Source organism: Luteibacter sp. UNCMF331Sha3.1 (assembly GCF_900109915.1).
Lineage (GTDB): Bacteria > Pseudomonadota > Gammaproteobacteria > Xanthomonadales > Rhodanobacteraceae > Luteibacter.
In genome coordinates, this window is record NZ_FOBU01000001.1 from 1690605 (window position 1) to 1707783 (window position 17179).

Consider the following 17179-nt stretch of genomic DNA (forward strand, 5'->3'; position numbering starts at 1 on the left):
CCCTTAGCCCTTTCGCTTCGCCCGGGGGTGGGCGGCGTCGTACACCCTGGCCAGGTGCTGGAAATCGAGGTGCGTGTAGATCTGGGTGGTGGCGATGTCGGCGTGTCCGAGCAGCTCCTGTACGGAGCGCAGGTCGCCCGAGGATTCCAGCATGTGGCTGGCGAAGGTGTGCCGCAGCATGTGGGGATGCACCCGCTTGGCCTGCCCGCTGGACAGCTTCGCCAGCCGCAGCTGCACGGCCCGCGCACTGATCGGCGCGCCACCCCGGCCCTTGAAGACCGGCGCCTCGGGTTCCGCACCGCCCAGCCCGGCCAGGGCCCTCAGGGCCGCAACGGCGAATCGACCCACGGGCAGGATGCGCGTCTTGTTGCCCTTGCCGAGCACGCGGACCTGGCCGTCCTCGAGATCGAGGTCGCCCCAGCGCAGGCCGCACAGCTCGGACAATCGCAGGCCGCTCGAATAGAACAGCTCCATCATCGCCGTGTCGCGCGGTGCGAGGGCGCCGCCGAGGTTCGTCTCGACCAGTTCCCGTGCTTCGTCGGCATCCAGCACCAGCGGGAGCTTGCGGCGCACCTTGGGTCCACGGACGCCGGCGGCCGGATCGTGGTCGAGGCGGCCTTCCCGGCTGAGATAACGAAATAGCGTGCGGCATGCCGACAGCAGGCGCTGGATGCTGTTGGGCTCGAGCCCTTTCGCGTCCGCGCCCTTCCGCCCGGGCGGTGGCCGGTGCAGGCGGGCGATCATCGAACGCAGGCGGTCGGGACTGAGGTCGTCGAAACGCTCCAGTCCCTCGGCCTCCATGAAGGCCAGCAGCTTGTCGAGGTCGCGCCGGTAGGCGGACATCGTGTGCGCGGACGGCGCGCGCTCGGCGGCGAAATGGCCGAGGAAGGCCTCGACGGCGGCGCGGGGAGTCACGCCACCTTCCGTGCCCGTTCGATCGCGGAGCCGACCGTGGTCGAGATCATGTCGAGGAACAGCGTGCCCATGCCCGGGTGGAAGCGGTCGGCATCGGCGCTGCCGATGGCGAGGATCGCGTCGGGACCGATACGCATCAGCGCGGCCGAGCGCACGGCCGGCGCGTCGTCGCCGAACAGGCGGTGGAGCTTTTCCGGGGCCAGGCGGCCCGCGACCGGGTCGTTGTGCTCGAGGAACGAGGCGAATTCCGGCAACCCGGACGCGCCGTGCGGTTCGCGCAGCAGCCAGGGCTCGTCCGGCAGACCGGCGAGATCGCCGAAAAAGATGAGGCGGATCCGCTCGGACTGAAAGTCTTCCGTCAGCCGACGCACCACGTTACGGACGGTTTCCTCGATGTCGCGCGAGCCCAGCAGCGCGAGCATGAGGCCGTGGACCCGGCGCATCAGTTTTTCGTTGTCGCCGGCCACCGCGGTCAGCTCGCGCAGGCGCGCTTCCAGCGTCGCGTTCTTCTCTCGCAGGCCACGCAGCTGGTGCACGGCGAGCGACGCGGCCGGGCCGTTCGCGCTCGGCAGGACGAGCTCGCTCGCGAGGTCGGGGTAGTCGGCGAGGAAGTCGGGGTGCCGCCGCAGGTACGACGCCACGGTGGCTGGCTTGATGTCGCCGTCGATCGCGGTGTCGGTCATGGGCAAATCCTCGGTGGCGCTACGGCTGTCTGAGTGGCAGTGTGCCGCGTTCCGGCGATGACGTCACACCTCGCCTTCGAAGACGAAGGCGGCCGGACCGGTCATCCACAGCGTGTGGCCCGGCCCATGCCACTCGATCGTCAGCGTGCCGCCGGGCAGTTCGACGCCGACGATGGGCGCCGCGAGACCCAGCGCCTGGACGACCGCGGCGGCGGCGCAGGCGCCGGTCCCGCAAGCGCGCGTCCAGCCGCTGCCGCGCTCGTGCACGCGGAGCCGGATCAGATCCGGGCCGAGGCGCTGCGCGAAGCCGACGTTCGCGCCCTGGGGGAACACGGGGTGGGACGTGAGCGCGGGGCCGAGGCGATCGATCCGTGGATCGCTCACGTCGTCGACGAGCACCACGGCATGCGGGTTACCCATCGAGACCGAACCGAAGGAGACGTCCTCGCCCTCGACCGTCACCGTATAGGTGGCGTGGGCCGGACGGTCGAGCGGAATGTGCTCCGGGTCGAAATCAGGCTCGCCCATATCGACGACCACCCTGCTCTCGTCGAGCACGCGGACCACCACTGGGCCGGAGGGGCTCTCCAGGCGAACGTCGGTGTCGCGGTCGATGGCGCCATCGCGATACAGCCACGCGGCGACGCAGCGGACGCCGTTGCCGCATTGCCCGGACGGCGAACCGTCGGCGTTCCAGATGCCGTAATAGAAAGCGCACGACGGGTCGCGCGCCGGCTCGATGCTGATCAGCTGATCGAAGCCGATGCCGGTGTGGCGATCGGCCAGCGCCGTGACGCGGGCGGCGTTCGGCACGCGCGGCGCGTCTTCCCGCCAGTCGACGATCACGAAGTCGTTGCCGATCCCATGCATCTTGGTGAAGCGCGACGGCACGACGGCTTACTCGTGAATGATGGGATTGAACGGCGTGCGCGCGCTGCTGGCCGGCGGCGGGGCCAGCGAGGTCGCACTGGTCGCCGGCTGCGTACCGGGCTGCGGGCTCGCGGTGGTCGACGCCGTGGGCGGCGGATAGAAGAGCGGCCCCTTCTGCCCGCAACCGGTGAGCGCGGCGAGGCTGGACACGAGGGCAAGCGAGAGGATGAGTCGGCGCATGGGCGATTCCCCGGAAACGGCGGCCAGTATAGCCCCGCGTCCGCTCAAAGCAGCTTTTCGAAGCGCAGGGCGTCCGCGCCGTCGGCGTAGTAGTTCGCGTATTCGCCGATGCGCGCGTATCCCAGCCGCTCGTAGAGACGGATGGCCACCGCGTTGTCCTTGCGCACTTCGAGCCGCAGCGAGCGACAACCGCGTGCGCGGCCGGCATCCTCGGCCGCCTCGATCAAGGCGGAACCGACGCCCTTGCCCTGCGCCTGTGGCGTCGTCGCGATCGAATAAAGCCGCGCCACGCTCGTGCCCTTGCGGAAGAACACGACGGCGGTGCCGAGAAAGCGTCGATGGTTGGCGCTGGCGACGAGGACCTGCGCGCTTTCGCTGTCGAGGTGCTTGCGATACTGGGCGCGGCTCAGGCGATCCTGCGCGAAACTCGATTCCTCGAGCGCGACGAGATCGTCGAGATCGCTCACTTCGGCGCGACGGACGCGCACCGCAGCGGTGACCGGGGCTGGACGCATGCGCTTGGGGAACTCCGCGCGAGGGACGAGACGAGAGGCCCGGCAAGCAGACCACGGCAAGCGCGAAACTGTAGACCTCGCGACTTGATGGATCAATGACTTTTTCATGAACCCATGCCCGATGGCGAACGTGGGGGCGCTTGTGCGTGTCGCCGCCGAAGGCACACACTTCCCACCGGCGAAACGATCGGCCCCGGGCGGGGACGAGCCTGAGAATTCGCCATCGAAAGAGGTCGCATGAGCCGGCTCGTCATCGTCGTGGAGAAAGCCTCGGACTGGGGCTCGTATTACCCGTCCGCCGATGTCGTCAGCGCCATGGACTACCTACGCCAGCCGGTGGGCGGCGACGACGAACGCACGCACGTCATCAACCTCTGCCGCAGCTACAAGTACCTTGGCACGGGGTACTACGTCTCGCTGCTCGCGGAGGCACGCGGCCACAAGGTCATCCCTTCCGTGCGCACGGTGAACGACCTTCGCCGCCGGTCGCTCTACGGCCTCGACATCGACGACCTCAACCAGAAGCTGTCCACGTTCCTTCCTGCCGGGGGCCGCGACACGACGGACTTCGGCGTGCTCGTGTACTTCGGCGAGACCGCCCTGCCCGACCTGCAGGATCTTGCGAGGCAGGTCTTCGACATGTTCCCGTGTCCGCTCATGCGCATCGAATTCGAGCGCGACCGCGTGTGGCAGGTCTCCGCCGTCAAGGCCGTCGGGCTGCACACGCTCGACGACGCGCAGGAAGACGCGTTCGCGCAGGCACTGGAGAAGTTCTCGCGGAAGATCTGGCGCAAGCCACGCACGCGCCGGCGCTTCCGGTACGACATCGCGATGCTGGTCGATCCGAACGAAGCCATGCCGCCGTCGAACAAGAAGGCGCTGAAGCAGTTCATCGAGGCCGGCAAACACCTGGGCATGGAGGTCGACCCGATCGGTCGCAACGACTACCAGCGCCTGGCGGAATACGACGGCCTGTTCATTCGCGAGACCACGGCGAGCGACAACCATACCTATCGCTTCGCGCATCGCGCCGAAAAGGAAGGCATGGTGGTCATCGACGACCCGACGTCGATCCTCCGTTGCACCAACAAGATCTTCCTCAACGATCTGATGGTGGCGCGCAAGCTCGCCACGCCGATCACCGAGATCCTCTACCGCGACGATGCGAAGCGGCTGAGCGATCTGCCGGACAAGCTGGGCCTGCCCATCGTGCTGAAGATCCCCGACGGATCGTTCTCGCGAGGCGTCGTGAAAGTCGAAACACGCGAAGCCCTGCAGAAAGCCGCCAGCGAGCTGTTTTCGCACAGCGCCCTGCTGATCGCCCAGGAATACCTCTACACCGAGTTCGACTGGCGCATCGGCGTGCTCAATCACGAACCGCTGTACGCGTGCCAGTACTTCATGTCGCGCGGGCACTGGCAAATCTACAACCACGGGGCGAAGGGCACGGCCAAGTCCGGCGGTTTCCGCACGGTACCCGTGCGCGACGCGCCGGCCGATGTCGTGAAGCTGGCGCTCAAGGCCACCCACCCGATCGGCGACGGACTCTACGGGGTCGACCTTAAGCAGGTGGGCGACCGGCCGGTCGTCATCGAGGTCAACGACAACCCGTCGATCGACGCCGGCGTCGAAGATGCCTATCTGGGCGAAGACCTGTACATCAGAGTGATGCAGGAATTCTTGCGCCGACTGGAGCTCAAGCGGCTCGGCATCCAGGGGTGACGAGGCGTCATCGGCGAAACAGGGAAGCCAGCAACGCCATCGGCAGACCTGGCTTCATCGCCACCAGCACGCTCGCTGGCGCCAGCAGCAGCCAGAACGCCGGCGTCCATCCCAGCGTTTCGCTATGGCCGGACAGCGGCGTCAGCAGGAGCACCAGCGAGCCGAGGGTCAGCCAGGCCATGGCGATGAGGGCGCGGAGGCGGCGCGGCGAGAGCGTGTCGTTCATGGCGGACTTCCCTTGGCGGTGGACGATGGGGCGATCCTGAGCCGACGACGTCTCAAAGCCCGCGACTCTTGACCGGCGCTTTACCCTTCGCGCCGCAGACTGCCGGCATTAGAATCCGTGACGCCGGGCGTCCGTCCGGCGCCGTGCCAGGAGAGTCCATGAGCGCTGAAGCGCACCGTTTCGCCGTGTTCGGTCATCCGATCGCGCACTCGCTGTCCCCGGAAATCCACAAGGCGTTCGCGGCGCAGCTCGGCCTTCAGCTGAGCTACGAGACGATCGACGCCACCCCGGGCGAATTCGACGACGCGGTCCGCCGCTTCTTCGCCGAGGGTGGTCTCGGCGCCAACGTGACCCTCCCCCACAAGACCGCAGCCCTGACGCTGGCGAAGACGGCCAGCGACGCGGCGACGCGCGCCGGCGCGGCCAACACGCTCACGCCCCTCGTCGGCGGTGGCTTCGAAGCCCACAACACCGACGGCAGCGGCTTCGTCCGCGACATCACCGAACGCCACGGCTTCGACCTGCGCGGCCACGACGCCCTGCTCCTCGGCGCCGGCGGCGCGGCCAGGGCCGTCGCCTGGGCACTGATGGACGCGGGCGTGCAGAGCCTGACCATCGTCAACCGCTCGCCGGAAAAGGCGGACGCCATCGCCGACGCCATCGGGGAGCCGGCTCGCTGCCACACGCGCTACTGGGACGGGCTCGAGGGCGAGTGTTTCGACCTGATCGTCAACGCGACCTCCATCGGCGTGACCGGCGGCGACTTCGACCTGCCCATGTCGATCGTGCAGGACCACTCCACGGCCTACGACCTCTGCTACGGCGCAGCCGCGGCAGGCTTCAAGGGCTGGGCCATCGCCGCGGGCGTCCGCCCCGACTGGTTCCGCGACGGCCTCGGCATGCTGGTGGAGCAGGCGGCCGACGCGTTCGATAAATGGCACGGCCAACGCCCGGATACCGATCCGGTCTACCGGATGCTTCGCCAGCGCTTCTGACGGACGACGACTCAGTCGGCCGCGGTCACACTCATCGGGCACGCATACGTCGCTTCGTAGTCGTAGCGTGCCTTCGTCGCTGGGCCGTCGGGCGTGGCGAGGACGAGGCGGATGGTGTCGACGCGGGGTGTGGCGCATTTTTCCTTCGCCATCGCGACGCAGGGTGTGTCGCTGAGCGACGCCTCCGTGCACGACACGGCGATGGGCGCGCCACGGGGTGCGACGGCGACGGGTGCCGTCGTGGTCGCGCAGCCTGCCGCGAGCATCGTGCAGGTCAGAATGGCGTAACGCATCGGATCCTCCTTCCGGTCGTAGCGTGCGCCGGCACCATGACCGCCGCGTGTCATCGCGTCAGTAGTTGACGCACTCCCAGTGAAACGATGACCGCGCCACACACGCGGTCGATCCACGCCTTGCCTCGACGGTATCGGGCGGCGACGCGTGGCGTGGCGAAGACGACGGCGACAAACCCGTACCAGACCGACGCCACCACGGCGACGACGGCCAGCATGCAGAGGAACGTCGGCACGGTGACGTGTTGCGGTGCGGCCGCGGAAAACACGGCCGCGAAAAAGGCCATGGCCTTCGGGTTGCCGATGTTGGTGACGACGCCGGCGCGGAAGGCGAGCGCGAGGCTGCCGCGGCCACGACCGGGGACCGGCGCGTCGTCACCGCCAGCTCGCGCATTGACGATCAGGCGGCCACCGAACCAGATGAGGTAAGCCGCGCCGGCAATCTTCACCGCGAGCGCGATCCACGGAAACGCGGCGAACACGATACCGACGCCGAGGATGGCGCAGCTGGCCCAGAACAGATTGACGACGACGGTGCCGCCCACCATGGCGAGCGCTTCGCGCGTAGTGCTGGAAGCCGCCTTGTGCGCGATGCCCACGAAATTCGGCCCCGGGATCACCACGCCCACGACGTAGACGGAAAACACCAGGGCGATGGCGTGCAGGTCGATCACGAGGCAACTTCCGCAGGGGACATTCCGACTGTACCCGCATTTGCGGATGGATGGCTATACGGCCATGCCCGGGAAAGATCGGTTGGGGGAAGAACATTGTGGGAGCGGCCTTGGCCGCGATGGGGGCTTGCCGCGAGCACCCATCGCGGCCAAGGCCGCTCCCACAGGACTCCCGCGAGGCATTTACGCCATCGAGACCACCAGAACCGCCAGCACGATCGCCACGATGTCTTCGACGATGGCAGCCGGGGTGTCCTTGCCGAAGGCGGCAGCCATTTTCGTGCGGAGTGCCGAGCCGCCCCACGTGCCGATGGCGGCACCGACGATACCGGCGATCAGTCCACCGACGAGCATGTCGTGCGCCGCACCGATGCAGGCACCGCTCAGGGCCCCGGTGATGAGACGCGTGCCGAACTGGACCGGTATCTTGCGGCTGGGTGTCGTGGGGAGCTTGTCCGTGACGAGCTCTCCGACCGCGAGGATGCCGAGAATCCACGGTGTCCACGCATAGCCCATGAAGGCCAGCGGTGTGCCGCTGAGAGCGAGGCCGCCGAAGCGGGCGGCGAAGGCGACCGCGGCGGGTGCCATGAGGGCGCGAAGCCCGGCGACGACACCGATGAGCAGAGCGAGCAGGAGGACCATGGCGCGTGCACCTCTTCTCGGAAGGTGACGGCATTAGCGCATGGGGAGAACGTCGATGGCTAGTGCGATCGTGCCGCCACCCCGCCCGCAGGAGCACGCCTTGCGCGCGACAGCCTTCGGAGCAGGAAACAGCGGGACCTGGGCTGCCTCGCGAGAAGCTGTCGCGCGCAAGGCTCGCTCCTGCCTGGGAAATCGCGTTCGAGAAAGCCCGGAGGGAGGGACTTCAGGGGGCGAGCCCTCCCTCCGGGGGTCTTACAACGCGGGAGCTATACGACGGCCGCCCTGGAAGCGGTTGGCCGGGATGGTCGCGTTCTTTGCGACGACCAGCGGTTCACCCCAGGCATCCGCTACCTGGTACGAGGCGAAGCCGGTCTTCGTGCGCTGCCACTGCACGATGTGATCGTTTGCGTCGCGCCACATGAAGTCGGCGCGACCGTCGCCGTCGTAGTCGCCGATGCCAGCGAGCGTGAGCCCGGCCGGAATGGCCTCGCTGCCGCGTCCGGAGATACGGAAGCCGTCCATCGTCCACCACGACAGCTGGCCGTTGGCCGTATTGGTCCAGATGAGGTCGGTGGTCCCATTGCCGTCGATGTCGCCGACGCCGTAGAGCGCTGCACCGGCGTCGCGATCGCCCAGCGCGCGCTTCACGTAGCCGCCGCCATGGTTGCCGATCCACAGCGCCACGCCGGTACGGTTGGTGGCGGTCCAGACGAGGTCCGTGTAGCCGTCGCCGTTGACGTCGGCGAGCGTCGGCGTCGCACCGGCGATCCCGTCCACCGGCCACGACTTGCCGACGACGATGATGTCGTTCTGCGTCACCGGGTCGAGGTCGAGGGCCCACCATGCGATGCGCGACGTCTTCGTGTCGAACCAGACGAGCTTCTGCACGCCGCTGGCGTCGTGGACGCCCACGCCGAGCAGCTTCCAGTTCGCCGGGATCGGATCGGCCACGGTGAACGTGAAGTAGCCACCGGTAGCGGCCGACACCCAGACGTGCAGGTGGCCGTCGTCGCCGACCATGAGCAGCTCGCCCGACTTCAGGGAGAGTGCGTTCAGGCCGGGAATCACGTCGCCGTAGGTGACAACGTCGAGGCCCGCGTCGATCGTCTGACCCTGATCGAGCAGGCTGACCGCACCCTTCATCGCCACCGAATGCAGCACGTGCTTCGTCGGATCGATGTACGCGAAATCGCTGTAACCGTCGCCGGTGAACAGCTGGTTGAGCGCGAGGTAATCCGCTGGCGCCGAGTACGCGCGGCTGGCCGGCGCGTTCCAGTCCACCACGGCGTCGACGAGGTTCGCCGCGTTGATGGTGCCCAGGCCCGTCGCCATGCTGTAACCCACGTTCGCCTGCCAGGCGGGCACGAGCGAGTTGGTGGTCGGGTCGCCGCCCCGCACGATGCCGACGATGTTGTTGAGCTTGCGGCCGGTATCGCAATTGAGCGAACCCGAGCCGCAGGGCTGCACGATGTCGCCTTCGGTCACGTTGTTGAACACGCACTGGTCGCCGATGGTGGCGCCGCTGCCGGAATTGCATGAGCGGAGCATGTCGGCGTTGGGCGAACCCACCGTGCCGTACTGACGCGCGGCGATGCCGTAGAGCGCAGGAAGCATGTTGCCGTTGCGGCCGCCCGATGCCTGGTTGATCAGCGCCTGCACGCCCGCCATGGCCGGCGCTGCGAACGACGTGCCACCTGCGGAATTGGCGAAGACGGCATCGGGCTTGGTGAAGTTGCACGCCGTGCCGCCATTGGCCGCGTCGGACATGCAGAACACCAGGGCGTGACCAAACAGGCCATTCGCGGCGAACAACGACACGTCGGGCAGGGTGCGCGAAGCGTGGTTGGTCGATCCGGCGATACCGATCTGCGCGACGGGCTGCCCGTAGATCTTGCTGGGCCCGCCGCCGGCGCCAGCCACCAGCACGTAATTGAAGCCGGGCCCTGCTTCGTCGTTACACGCCGTGATGCCGTCCTTGTAGCCGAGCAGCGTGTAGAGGTGGCTGCTGGCGCACGTGTTGTTCCACGTCATCTCCGGGATGTAGCTGATCGCGGACTGGTAGTAGGGAAGATTGGATTTCGTCCAGTACTTCGCCTGCTCGCCGCGATCGTCGAAGTCCGTGCCACCCACGGCCACGGCGGACGGCGACGACGCCAGGCCGTTCACCGCCGCGCCGGAGGTCGACCAGAACAGGGCGCCCTGGTCGCACGCCGTGGAACCCGCGTCGCCGGAAGCGACGAACACCGACACGCCCTCGGCGGCAGCGGACGACCAGAGCACGTCGGCGAGGAAGGCGCTGGTCGGGTCCGCGGCTTCGCAGGCGCCATAGCTCAGGTTCCACACCGCCGGCGGCAGGTCGCCGTACGGGCCGGGCTCGAGCAGGCGGAAGCCGGCGGTAAACGCGCCGAACGACCCGCCCTCATCCGCGCAGCTGGCGAGGATGACGTCGGCATCGGGCGCGGCGGCACCGGCCCACTGCACGTCGAGCGCGGCTTCCGCTTCGTCGCCAGCGAGGCCGGGTGCTTTACACGCCTCGCCGCGGAACGTGGGGTGCAGGATGCTGAAGCGACCCTTCGCGTCCGCCGGCAGGAACGCCTTGCGGAAGCTCGCCACGTCCTGGGGCTGGATGTCGCTGCGCCCGAGGATCACCACGGTCTGGCCTGCACCGCGGATGGGCTGCGAGCGCTCCCAGAGGGGCTTCACGTTGTAGACCTGCGCGAAGTCCGCGGGCACGAGGTCGTACGCGATGTTCGGGTTCGCATTGCCCGGCGGCACGGTGAACCCGGGCTGCTCCGACGGCGCGGTGCTCCACTTGCCGCGCTTCGCATCCAGGCGGCTCGTGGTGGTGGCCGTATGCTGCGCCACGGGGAAGAAATCGTGCAGCGTCACGGCCTGCACCAGCGGCGCCATCGCGGCCGGCACCATCGTCTGCGTGCTGTTGGCGAAGTGGCGAACGCCATCCACGTTGTAACGACGAAGCTCGGTGCCGAAGGCCTTCGCGACGGACGCCGACGGGCCGGAAAACACGATGCGCATGCGATCGCCGGACACGCTGCTTACCGTCAGGCCCTGCGATTGCATCCAGCCCTGGATCGCCTTGATGTCGTCGAGCGAGGGCCCGAAACGTTCGCCCAGTTCCTTCGCCGTGAGCCAGTGGTGGAAGTCGGGAGAGGCGGGATTCTTCTGCGCGGCGAGGAAGGTGCGGAACGCTTTCTCGCGATCGTCGTCGCGCTTGAGCACCATCGTGAGGTTGTCGAGCGTCTCGGCCACGGGCAGCAGGCCTGCGTCGTGCTTCGCGAGGGTGGCCTTCGGTGCCGTATCGGGAAGGCCGTAGGTCGCGCGCGCGTCGACCTTGCCGGTTATACGCACGGTGGCCTGCGGTTGCAGGGATCGCGCCGCCTGCTGCAGATCCGTCGCGTGGGTCGATAACGACAGGGCACAGCCCGTCGTCAGGCTCGCGAGCGCGAGCCAGGTATGGTGCCTGCGTGACATGCGGTAACTCCCTTGCGTGAGTGGTGTATCCCCCACCGAGCTCCCTACTTCGGCCTTCCCCCTAACGGGATCCATCGAGGATCCCAACGCCACTAACCAGGGCGATCAGTGCGGCAACGCTAACCGCCGGCTCCGCCCATGAACATGACGCGAGTCACATTTGGCCGTCCAAACGCTCGCGCATTGTCTGAATATGTGAACCATCATGCCATGCGTCTCCGTATGGTTCGGGAGCGGGCCGCCACGGAACTGCAACAATCGGGCGGGAAGATGGCGCGCCCGCCGGGGCCGGTCGACAGGGGGCCGGCCTGGGTTGCGGGCATGTCCCCCCGGATCCACCCCCATGTCCCAGTCCAGCAAAACCGCGCTTCCCCGCCGCGCGGTCATCCTCATTGGCGCCGTCGTGGTCGCTCTCGCCGCCGTCGCGGCGTATGCGACGCTACGTGTGCGTCATGCCGATCAGCCCGGTGCCGCGGATGCGACCGCGTCGAGCGCATCGTCCGATGGCGACAGCTCGGGCGTCGAGATCCTGCTCGGCCTCGCTCGCGAAGCGACCCGGGAAGGGCGGCTTGTCGCGCCGCAGGGCAACAACGCCTACGAGTATTACCTCAGCGTCATCCAGCTCGAACCCGAAAACGCCACGGCTCAGGACGCCCTGCGCGAGACGCTGCCCTTCGCCTCGCAGGAGATCGAGCGCCAGATCAACCGGCGCCAGCTGGAAGAGGCACGCCGCGAGATCGCGCTGCTGCGCGACTTCGATCCCACCAACTACACGCTGATCATCCTGGGCGCCAAGCTCGACGCCCAGCAGCAGGTGGTGACGGCGGAAGACGAAGCGCGCGCGGACCAGATCCGTCGCCGTAACGGCTAAGCCGCATCACCGCTCTGGTGGGAGCCAGCCTGCTGGCGATGGGTGCTCGGGGCAAGCACCCATTGCCAGCAGGCTGGCTCCCACCCAATGCTGCGATTCATGTCGCGTAAGAGCTTCCTTGCCGATAATCCCCGGCACCATCAAGGCAAGGAGCCCCACCATGATCCGCAGCGTTCGCCTCTTTCTCGCCCTCGGCCTCGGCATCGCGACACTGAGCGCCTGCCAGACCGCCCCGGCAGGCCAGCCGAAGCCCGTCGCAGGTTTCGTCACCGACATGAAGGCCTTCGACGTCTTCATCGCCACGAAGCCCACGGCCGAGCAATTCCATGCGGCCTACCCCGACGTCACCCTGGTCACGCCTGACATGATGACCACGCGGGAAATGCGCCAGAACAACAGCCGCTACTTCCCGAAGATGGACGCCGACGGCCGCATCGTGGGTGGCTCTTTCCAGTAAGCCCTCAGGGTGACGTGATGTGGGTCTTGTCGATGACCTTTCCGTCGGCATCGATATCGACGACCCAGCTTTCCTCGACGATGGAAACCGGGTTGCGGAACCACAGCCGCTCGACACATGGCGGATGGCACGCCTCCCATGGCGGAGAGGCGTCGCCAGCGGTGCGCCGCTCGTGAGCAATCCCCATCTTTCCGAGGACGACCGTCTTCGTATCGCCGGTCGCGACCTTTGCGAATCCGTGGTCGCCCCGCAGGACGAACCAGCTACATGACACCGGCCAGGCAACCAGCAAGCCCACTATCGTCCAGCAGACGGCCCTCGCGGCGCGCGCTCCGTTCATCGCCTTGCTCCTCGTCGTCGCCCGGAAAAACGCGGCTCGCGGCCGCGTCATGCCTATCTATAATGCCGGGATGGCAAATATCCGACCGTTCAAAGGCATCCTTCCGCGTCTCGGCGCGCGTGTTTACGTCGACGCCGCGGCGACGGTGATCGGCGACGTCTTGCTGGGCGACGACGCGTCGATCTGGCCGGGTGCGGTCGCGCGGGGCGATGTTCATCACATCCGCATCGGCGCCCGCAGCAACCTCCAGGACGGCGCGATCATCCACGTGACCCACGATGGCCCCTACACGCCGGGCGGGTTCCCGACGATCATCGGCGACGACGTGACCATCGGGCATGGGGCGGTGATTCACGCGTGCACCATCGAGGACGGTTGCCTGATCGGCATGCACGCCACCGTGCTGGACGGCGTGGTGGTGAAGAAGAACGGCTTCGTCGGCGCCGGTGCGTTGATCCCGCCCGGCAAGGTCGTGGGCGAACGGGAGCTCTGGCTGGGCAACCCTGCAAAGATGGTCCGGGTGCTCTCGGACGCCCAGGTCGAGCAGCTCTACTATTCCGCCGCGAATTACGTGCGGCTCAAGGACGATTATCTCGCCTGACCCCACGGGGCGCGCCATGACACACCGCCGCTTGATTTGGGCCGGGAAGAACACCACGCTGATCGCCTGACAGGAGATCCCGATGGACACCAGCACCAACCCCCTTCTCGACCCCGATGGCCTGCCGGCGTTCTCGGCGATCCGTCCGGAACACGTCGAGCCGGCCATCGACAGCCTCATCGCGGCGCAGCGCGATGCCATCGCGGGCATCGCCGCGGCCGGTGCCACGCGCGATTTCGAGCACGTGATGCTTGCCCAGGAACGCCTCGACCAGACGCTGTCCCGTGCCTGGTCGCCGGTGAGCCATCTGCATTCCGTGGCGGACTCGCCGGCACTGCGCAAGGCCCATGGCGCGGCGGAAGAAAAGCTCACCGAGCACGGGCTGGAGGTGGGGCAGAACCGCGATCTCTACGCCGCGGTGCAGGCCGTGGCGGATCGCCCGGACTTCGCCGGCCTGCCGGTAGCCGCCCGTGCCGCGGTAGACCACGCGCTGACCGATTTCCGCCTGTCCGGCGTGGCGCTCGACGAGCCCGCGCGGACGCGCTTTCGCGAGATCGGCGTCGAACTGTCGAAACTGACCACCGAATTTTCCAACGCGGTGCTCGACGCCTCCGAGGCGTGGCACAAGCACATCACCGACGAGCGCGACCTCGCCGGCATCCCGGCCTCGGGTCGTGCGGTGCTGCGCGAATACGCGCGCGAGGAGAAGCTCGACGGCTACCTCGTGACGCTGAAGCAGCCCAGCGTGCAGGCCGTGCTCACCTACGCCGAGAACCGCGACCTGCGCGAGGCCGTGTACTACGCCTACCAGACGCGTGCCTCCGACCAGGGGCCGAACGCCGGCAAGTTCGACAACTCCGACCGGATCGAGAAGATCGTCGCGCTGCGCCACGAGGCCGCGCAGCTGCTCGGCTTCGCCAACGCCGCCGAGGAATCGCTGGCGACGAAGATGGCGACCTCGCCGGAGGTGGTGCTCGCGTTCCTGCGCGATCTCGCCGCGCGCGCGAAGCCGGTGGCGAAGGACGAACTCAAAGAACTGCGCCGGTTCGCCATCGAAACGCTGAAGATCGACAACCTCGAGCCATGGGACGTCGGCTTCGCCGCGGAACGCCTGCGCCAGGAGCGTTACGCGCTGGACGAAGAGCAGATCAAGCCGTACTTCCCCGCATCGGCCGCGATCGACGGCCTGTTCATGGTGGTCGAACGTCTCTACGGCGTGCGCTTCGTGCCGCGCGACGACGTCGACACCTGGAACAAGGACGTGAAGTACTACGACGTCGTCAACGCCGACGGCACCGTGTTCGCCGGCGCGTACCTCGACATGTACGCCCGTTCGGGCAAGCGTGGCGGTGCGTGGATGGACGTGTGCGCCTCGCGATTCAAGGACGGCGAGGCGCTCCAGTTGCCGATCGCCTTCCTCACGTGCAACTTCCCGCCGCCGACCGAAGGCGCGCCCGCGCTGCTCACCCACGACGACGTGCTCACCCTCTTCCACGAGTTCGGGCACGGCCTGCACCACATGCTGACCGAGGTCGACATCCCGTCCGTCGGCGGTATCGACGGCGTGGAATGGGACGCGGTGGAGCTGCCGAGTCAGTTCATGGAGAACTTCGCCTGGGATTACAGCGCCCTGAGCCAGTTCGCGAAGCACTACCAGACGGGCGAGCCGCTGCCGCGCGACCTGTTCCAGCGCATGCTCGACGCGCGGCATTTCCACGCCGGCCTGTTCCTGGTGCGACAACTCGAATTCGGCCTGTTCGATTTTCGCCTGCACCTCGAGTACGACCCGGCGAAGGGCGCCAACGCGCTCGGCGTGCTGGAGGACGTGCGCCGCGAAGTCGCCGTGATGCACCCCCCGGCATGGCAGCGGTTTCCGCATGCGTTCACGCACATCTTCGCGGGCGGCTACTCGGCGGGCTACTACAGCTATCTGTGGGCCGAGGTGCTCTCGGCGGACGCGTTCGAAGCCTTCAAAGAAGCCGGCGTGCTCGATCGCGCGACCGGCCAGCGCTTCCGCAAGGAAGTGCTCGCGGTCGGCGCCACGCGGCCGGCGCTGGCGTCGTTCACGGCATTCCGCGGCCGTGGCCCCGAGCCGGACGCGTTGCTGAAGAGCTACGGGTTCGCCTGATCGGACCGGCCGCGCGGCGCCGGTCGCCGCGCGGCTTTCCATTACAATGGCGCGATGAAGATCGCGTCGTGGAACGTCAACTCCCTCAAGGTCCGCCTCCCCCATCTCCAGCAATGGCTGGCGGAGGCGCAGCCCGACATCGTCGCGTTGCAGGAGACCAAGCTCACCGACGACAAGTTTCCCGTCGACGAGATCGCGGCCATGGGTTACCAGGTCGCCTACTCGGGGCAGAAGACCTATAACGGCGTCGCCATCCTGGCCAGGGACGAGCTGCGCGACGTGGTGACGGACATCGAAGGCCTCGACGACCCGCAGCGGCGCATCCTCGCCGCCACGGTCGGCGACATCCGCGTCGTGAACCTCTACGTGGTGAACGGCAAGGCCCTGGGCGACGAAAAGTACACCTACAAGCTGCACTGGCTGGCCAGGGTGCGCGACTTTCTCGAAGGCGAGCGCGCGCGTCACGAGAAGCTGGTGGTGTTGGGCGACTTCAACATCTGCCGCGACGACCGCGACGTGTACGACCCGGTCGCGTGGGGCGAGGACATCTTCTGCTCGCCGCCGGAGCGCGCCGCGCTGCAGGCGCTGCTCGATGTCGGTCTTCATGACAGTTTCCGACTTTTCAGCGAAGATGCCGGCCTTTTCAGCTGGTGGGACTATCGCCAGGCCGCCTTCCGCCGCAACATGGGGCTGCGGATCGACCTCATCTTGATCAGCGATGCGCTGAAATCCGTCGCGACGTCGTCGATCATCGACAAGGCGCCGCGCAAATGGGAACAGCCGTCCGACCACGCGCCTGTCGCGCTGGAGTTGAAGCTTTGAACACACCGAAGTCCGAATGGCCGAGTTCGCTGGACGACAGCGAGCTCGAAGCACTCGATACCTTCCTCCGTACCCACGGCGGCGAGGGCAGCCTCATGCTGGACGGCGTGCACGGCCTGCTGTCGGCGATCGCGATCGGGCCGCTCGAGGTCAAGCCCGAAGAATGGCTGCACGAAGTGCTGCACGACGCGTTCGACGACGAGGACGAAGGCAACCGTGTGCTGGCGCTGCTCGCCAAGCTCAACGATTCGATCACGGCCGAGCTCGGCGTCGACGCCTACGAGCCGATCCTGGGCGAAGTGGACACCGAAGAAGGGCCGCTGCTGTCCGCCGCCGGCTGGTGCGAAGGCTTCAGTCGCGGCATCGACATGCGCGCGGGCCTGTGGGAGAACCGCCTCGCCGAGGATCCGTCACTGATGCAGCTGCTCGGACCCATCATGGCCCTGGCGGTGGACGAAGGCGTCCTGCAGGCCGATGCGGAGTTCGAGAAGCTCACGGACGAGGAGTACGACGAATGCCTCGGCCAGCTTCCCGACGTGCTCAACGCCGTCGGCGCCTACTGGACCGACAATCCACCGAGCGAGGACGAGCTGAAGGCGCTGGCCCAGCCCCGCGTCGAAGGCGAAGACGGCCCCCCGCGGCACCGATCCGGCCATTGGGTGCACTGATCGCCCTGGTGGGAGCCGCCATGGC

At 67.6% G+C, this 17179-nt stretch carries 19 protein-coding genes; 8 read left to right on the plus strand and 11 right to left on the minus strand.

Annotation, left to right across the window (positions count from 1 at the left end):
• Positions 1-3 precede the first annotated feature (3 nt).
• The 5 genes from BMX32_RS07440 to BMX32_RS07460 all read right to left on the minus strand — a co-directional run bounded on the left by BMX32_RS07440 (position 4) and on the right by BMX32_RS07460 (position 3223).
• A complete protein-coding gene (locus BMX32_RS07440; protein WP_089976328.1) occupies positions 4-915 on the minus strand; it encodes a tyrosine recombinase XerC in 912 nt (303 codons plus the stop codon).
• Entirely contained in the window at positions 912-1598 is a 687-nt protein-coding gene (locus BMX32_RS07445) for a DUF484 family protein (RefSeq protein ID WP_029213540.1), read from the minus strand. The genes BMX32_RS07440 and BMX32_RS07445 overlap by 4 nt, the downstream gene beginning before the upstream one ends.
• 63 nt (positions 1599-1661) lie before the next feature.
• On the minus strand, positions 1662-2489 hold the full coding sequence (gene dapF / locus BMX32_RS07450) for a diaminopimelate epimerase (protein ID WP_089976331.1): 828 nt from the start codon (positions 2487-2489) through the stop codon (positions 1662-1664).
• A 6-nt stretch (positions 2490-2495) separates the two neighbouring features.
• Positions 2496-2708, minus strand: a complete 213-nt coding sequence (locus BMX32_RS07455; protein ID WP_029213538.1) for an LPS translocon maturation chaperone LptM — start codon at positions 2706-2708, stop codon at positions 2496-2498.
• 44 nt (positions 2709-2752) lie between these two features.
• Entirely contained in the window at positions 2753-3223 is a 471-nt protein-coding gene (locus BMX32_RS07460; protein WP_029213537.1) for a GNAT family N-acetyltransferase, read from the minus strand.
• Positions 3224-3460: 237 nt separating this feature from the next.
• Here BMX32_RS07460 and BMX32_RS07465 point away from each other — a divergent pair, with 237 nt between their 5' ends.
• Complete coding sequence (locus tag BMX32_RS07465; RefSeq protein WP_029213536.1) at positions 3461-4945, plus strand: RimK family protein; 1485 nt, start codon at positions 3461-3463, stop codon at positions 4943-4945.
• Between the two features lie 7 nt (positions 4946-4952).
• On the opposite strand, the gene BMX32_RS07470 is transcribed toward BMX32_RS07465, so the two are convergent.
• A complete protein-coding gene (locus tag BMX32_RS07470) occupies positions 4953-5171 on the minus strand; it encodes a hypothetical protein (protein ID WP_029213535.1) in 219 nt (72 codons plus the stop codon).
• Between the two features lie 158 nt (positions 5172-5329).
• Here BMX32_RS07470 and aroE point away from each other — a divergent pair, with 158 nt between their 5' ends.
• Complete coding sequence (aroE, locus tag BMX32_RS07475; RefSeq protein WP_029213534.1) at positions 5330-6166, plus strand: shikimate dehydrogenase; 837 nt, start codon at positions 5330-5332, stop codon at positions 6164-6166.
• Between the two features lie 11 nt (positions 6167-6177).
• Here the strand turns inward: aroE and BMX32_RS07480 are convergent, their stop codons facing one another.
• The 4 genes from BMX32_RS07480 to BMX32_RS07495 all read right to left on the minus strand — a co-directional run bounded on the left by BMX32_RS07480 (position 6178) and on the right by BMX32_RS07495 (position 11267).
• Positions 6178-6459 (minus strand): hypothetical protein, encoded by a 282-nt coding sequence (locus BMX32_RS07480; protein WP_029213533.1) that lies wholly within the window; start codon positions 6457-6459, stop codon positions 6178-6180.
• Positions 6460-6509: 50 nt separating this feature from the next.
• Positions 6510-7133, minus strand: coding sequence for a LysE family translocator (locus BMX32_RS07485; protein ID WP_029213532.1), 624 nt, complete (start codon positions 7131-7133; stop codon positions 6510-6512).
• A 183-nt stretch (positions 7134-7316) separates the two neighbouring features.
• The gene (locus tag BMX32_RS07490) at positions 7317-7775 is read right to left on the minus strand and encodes a DUF4126 family protein (protein WP_089976334.1); all 459 of its coding nucleotides are present in this window, start codon (positions 7773-7775) and stop codon (positions 7317-7319) included.
• A 252-nt stretch (positions 7776-8027) separates the two neighbouring features.
• Positions 8028-11267, minus strand: coding sequence for a protease pro-enzyme activation domain-containing protein (locus BMX32_RS07495; RefSeq protein WP_170843589.1), 3240 nt, complete (start codon positions 11265-11267; stop codon positions 8028-8030).
• A gap of 343 nt (positions 11268-11610) precedes the next feature.
• Between BMX32_RS07495 and BMX32_RS07500 the strand changes: the two genes are divergently transcribed.
• Complete coding sequence (locus tag BMX32_RS07500) at positions 11611-12138, plus strand: hypothetical protein (RefSeq protein WP_029213529.1); 528 nt, start codon at positions 11611-11613, stop codon at positions 12136-12138.
• A gap of 160 nt (positions 12139-12298) precedes the next feature.
• Positions 12299-12595, plus strand: coding sequence for a hypothetical protein (locus BMX32_RS07505; RefSeq protein ID WP_089976342.1), 297 nt, complete (start codon positions 12299-12301; stop codon positions 12593-12595).
• A 4-nt stretch (positions 12596-12599) separates the two neighbouring features.
• Here BMX32_RS07505 and BMX32_RS07510 read toward each other — a convergent pair whose 3' ends face one another.
• Positions 12600-12935, minus strand: coding sequence for a hypothetical protein (locus BMX32_RS07510; RefSeq protein ID WP_029213527.1), 336 nt, complete (start codon positions 12933-12935; stop codon positions 12600-12602).
• A gap of 70 nt (positions 12936-13005) precedes the next feature.
• Between BMX32_RS07510 and BMX32_RS07515 the strand changes: the two genes are divergently transcribed.
• The 4 genes from BMX32_RS07515 (at position 13006) to BMX32_RS07530 (ending at position 17154) form a co-directional block, all read left to right on the plus strand.
• A complete protein-coding gene (locus BMX32_RS07515; RefSeq protein WP_089976346.1) occupies positions 13006-13536 on the plus strand; it encodes a gamma carbonic anhydrase family protein in 531 nt (176 codons plus the stop codon).
• An 82-nt stretch (positions 13537-13618) separates the two neighbouring features.
• Complete coding sequence (locus BMX32_RS07520) at positions 13619-15664, plus strand: M3 family metallopeptidase (protein ID WP_089976350.1); 2046 nt, start codon at positions 13619-13621, stop codon at positions 15662-15664.
• A 54-nt stretch (positions 15665-15718) separates the two neighbouring features.
• Positions 15719-16486: an exodeoxyribonuclease III gene (gene xth, locus BMX32_RS07525; protein ID WP_029213524.1), complete on the plus strand. Its 768-nt coding sequence runs from the start codon at positions 15719-15721 to the stop codon at positions 16484-16486.
• The gene (locus BMX32_RS07530) at positions 16435-17154 is read left to right on the plus strand and encodes a YecA/YgfB family protein (protein WP_049808648.1); all 720 of its coding nucleotides are present in this window, start codon (positions 16435-16437) and stop codon (positions 17152-17154) included. Before xth ends, BMX32_RS07530 begins: the two co-directional genes overlap by 52 nt.
• The last annotated feature ends 25 nt before the right edge of the window (positions 17155-17179 follow it).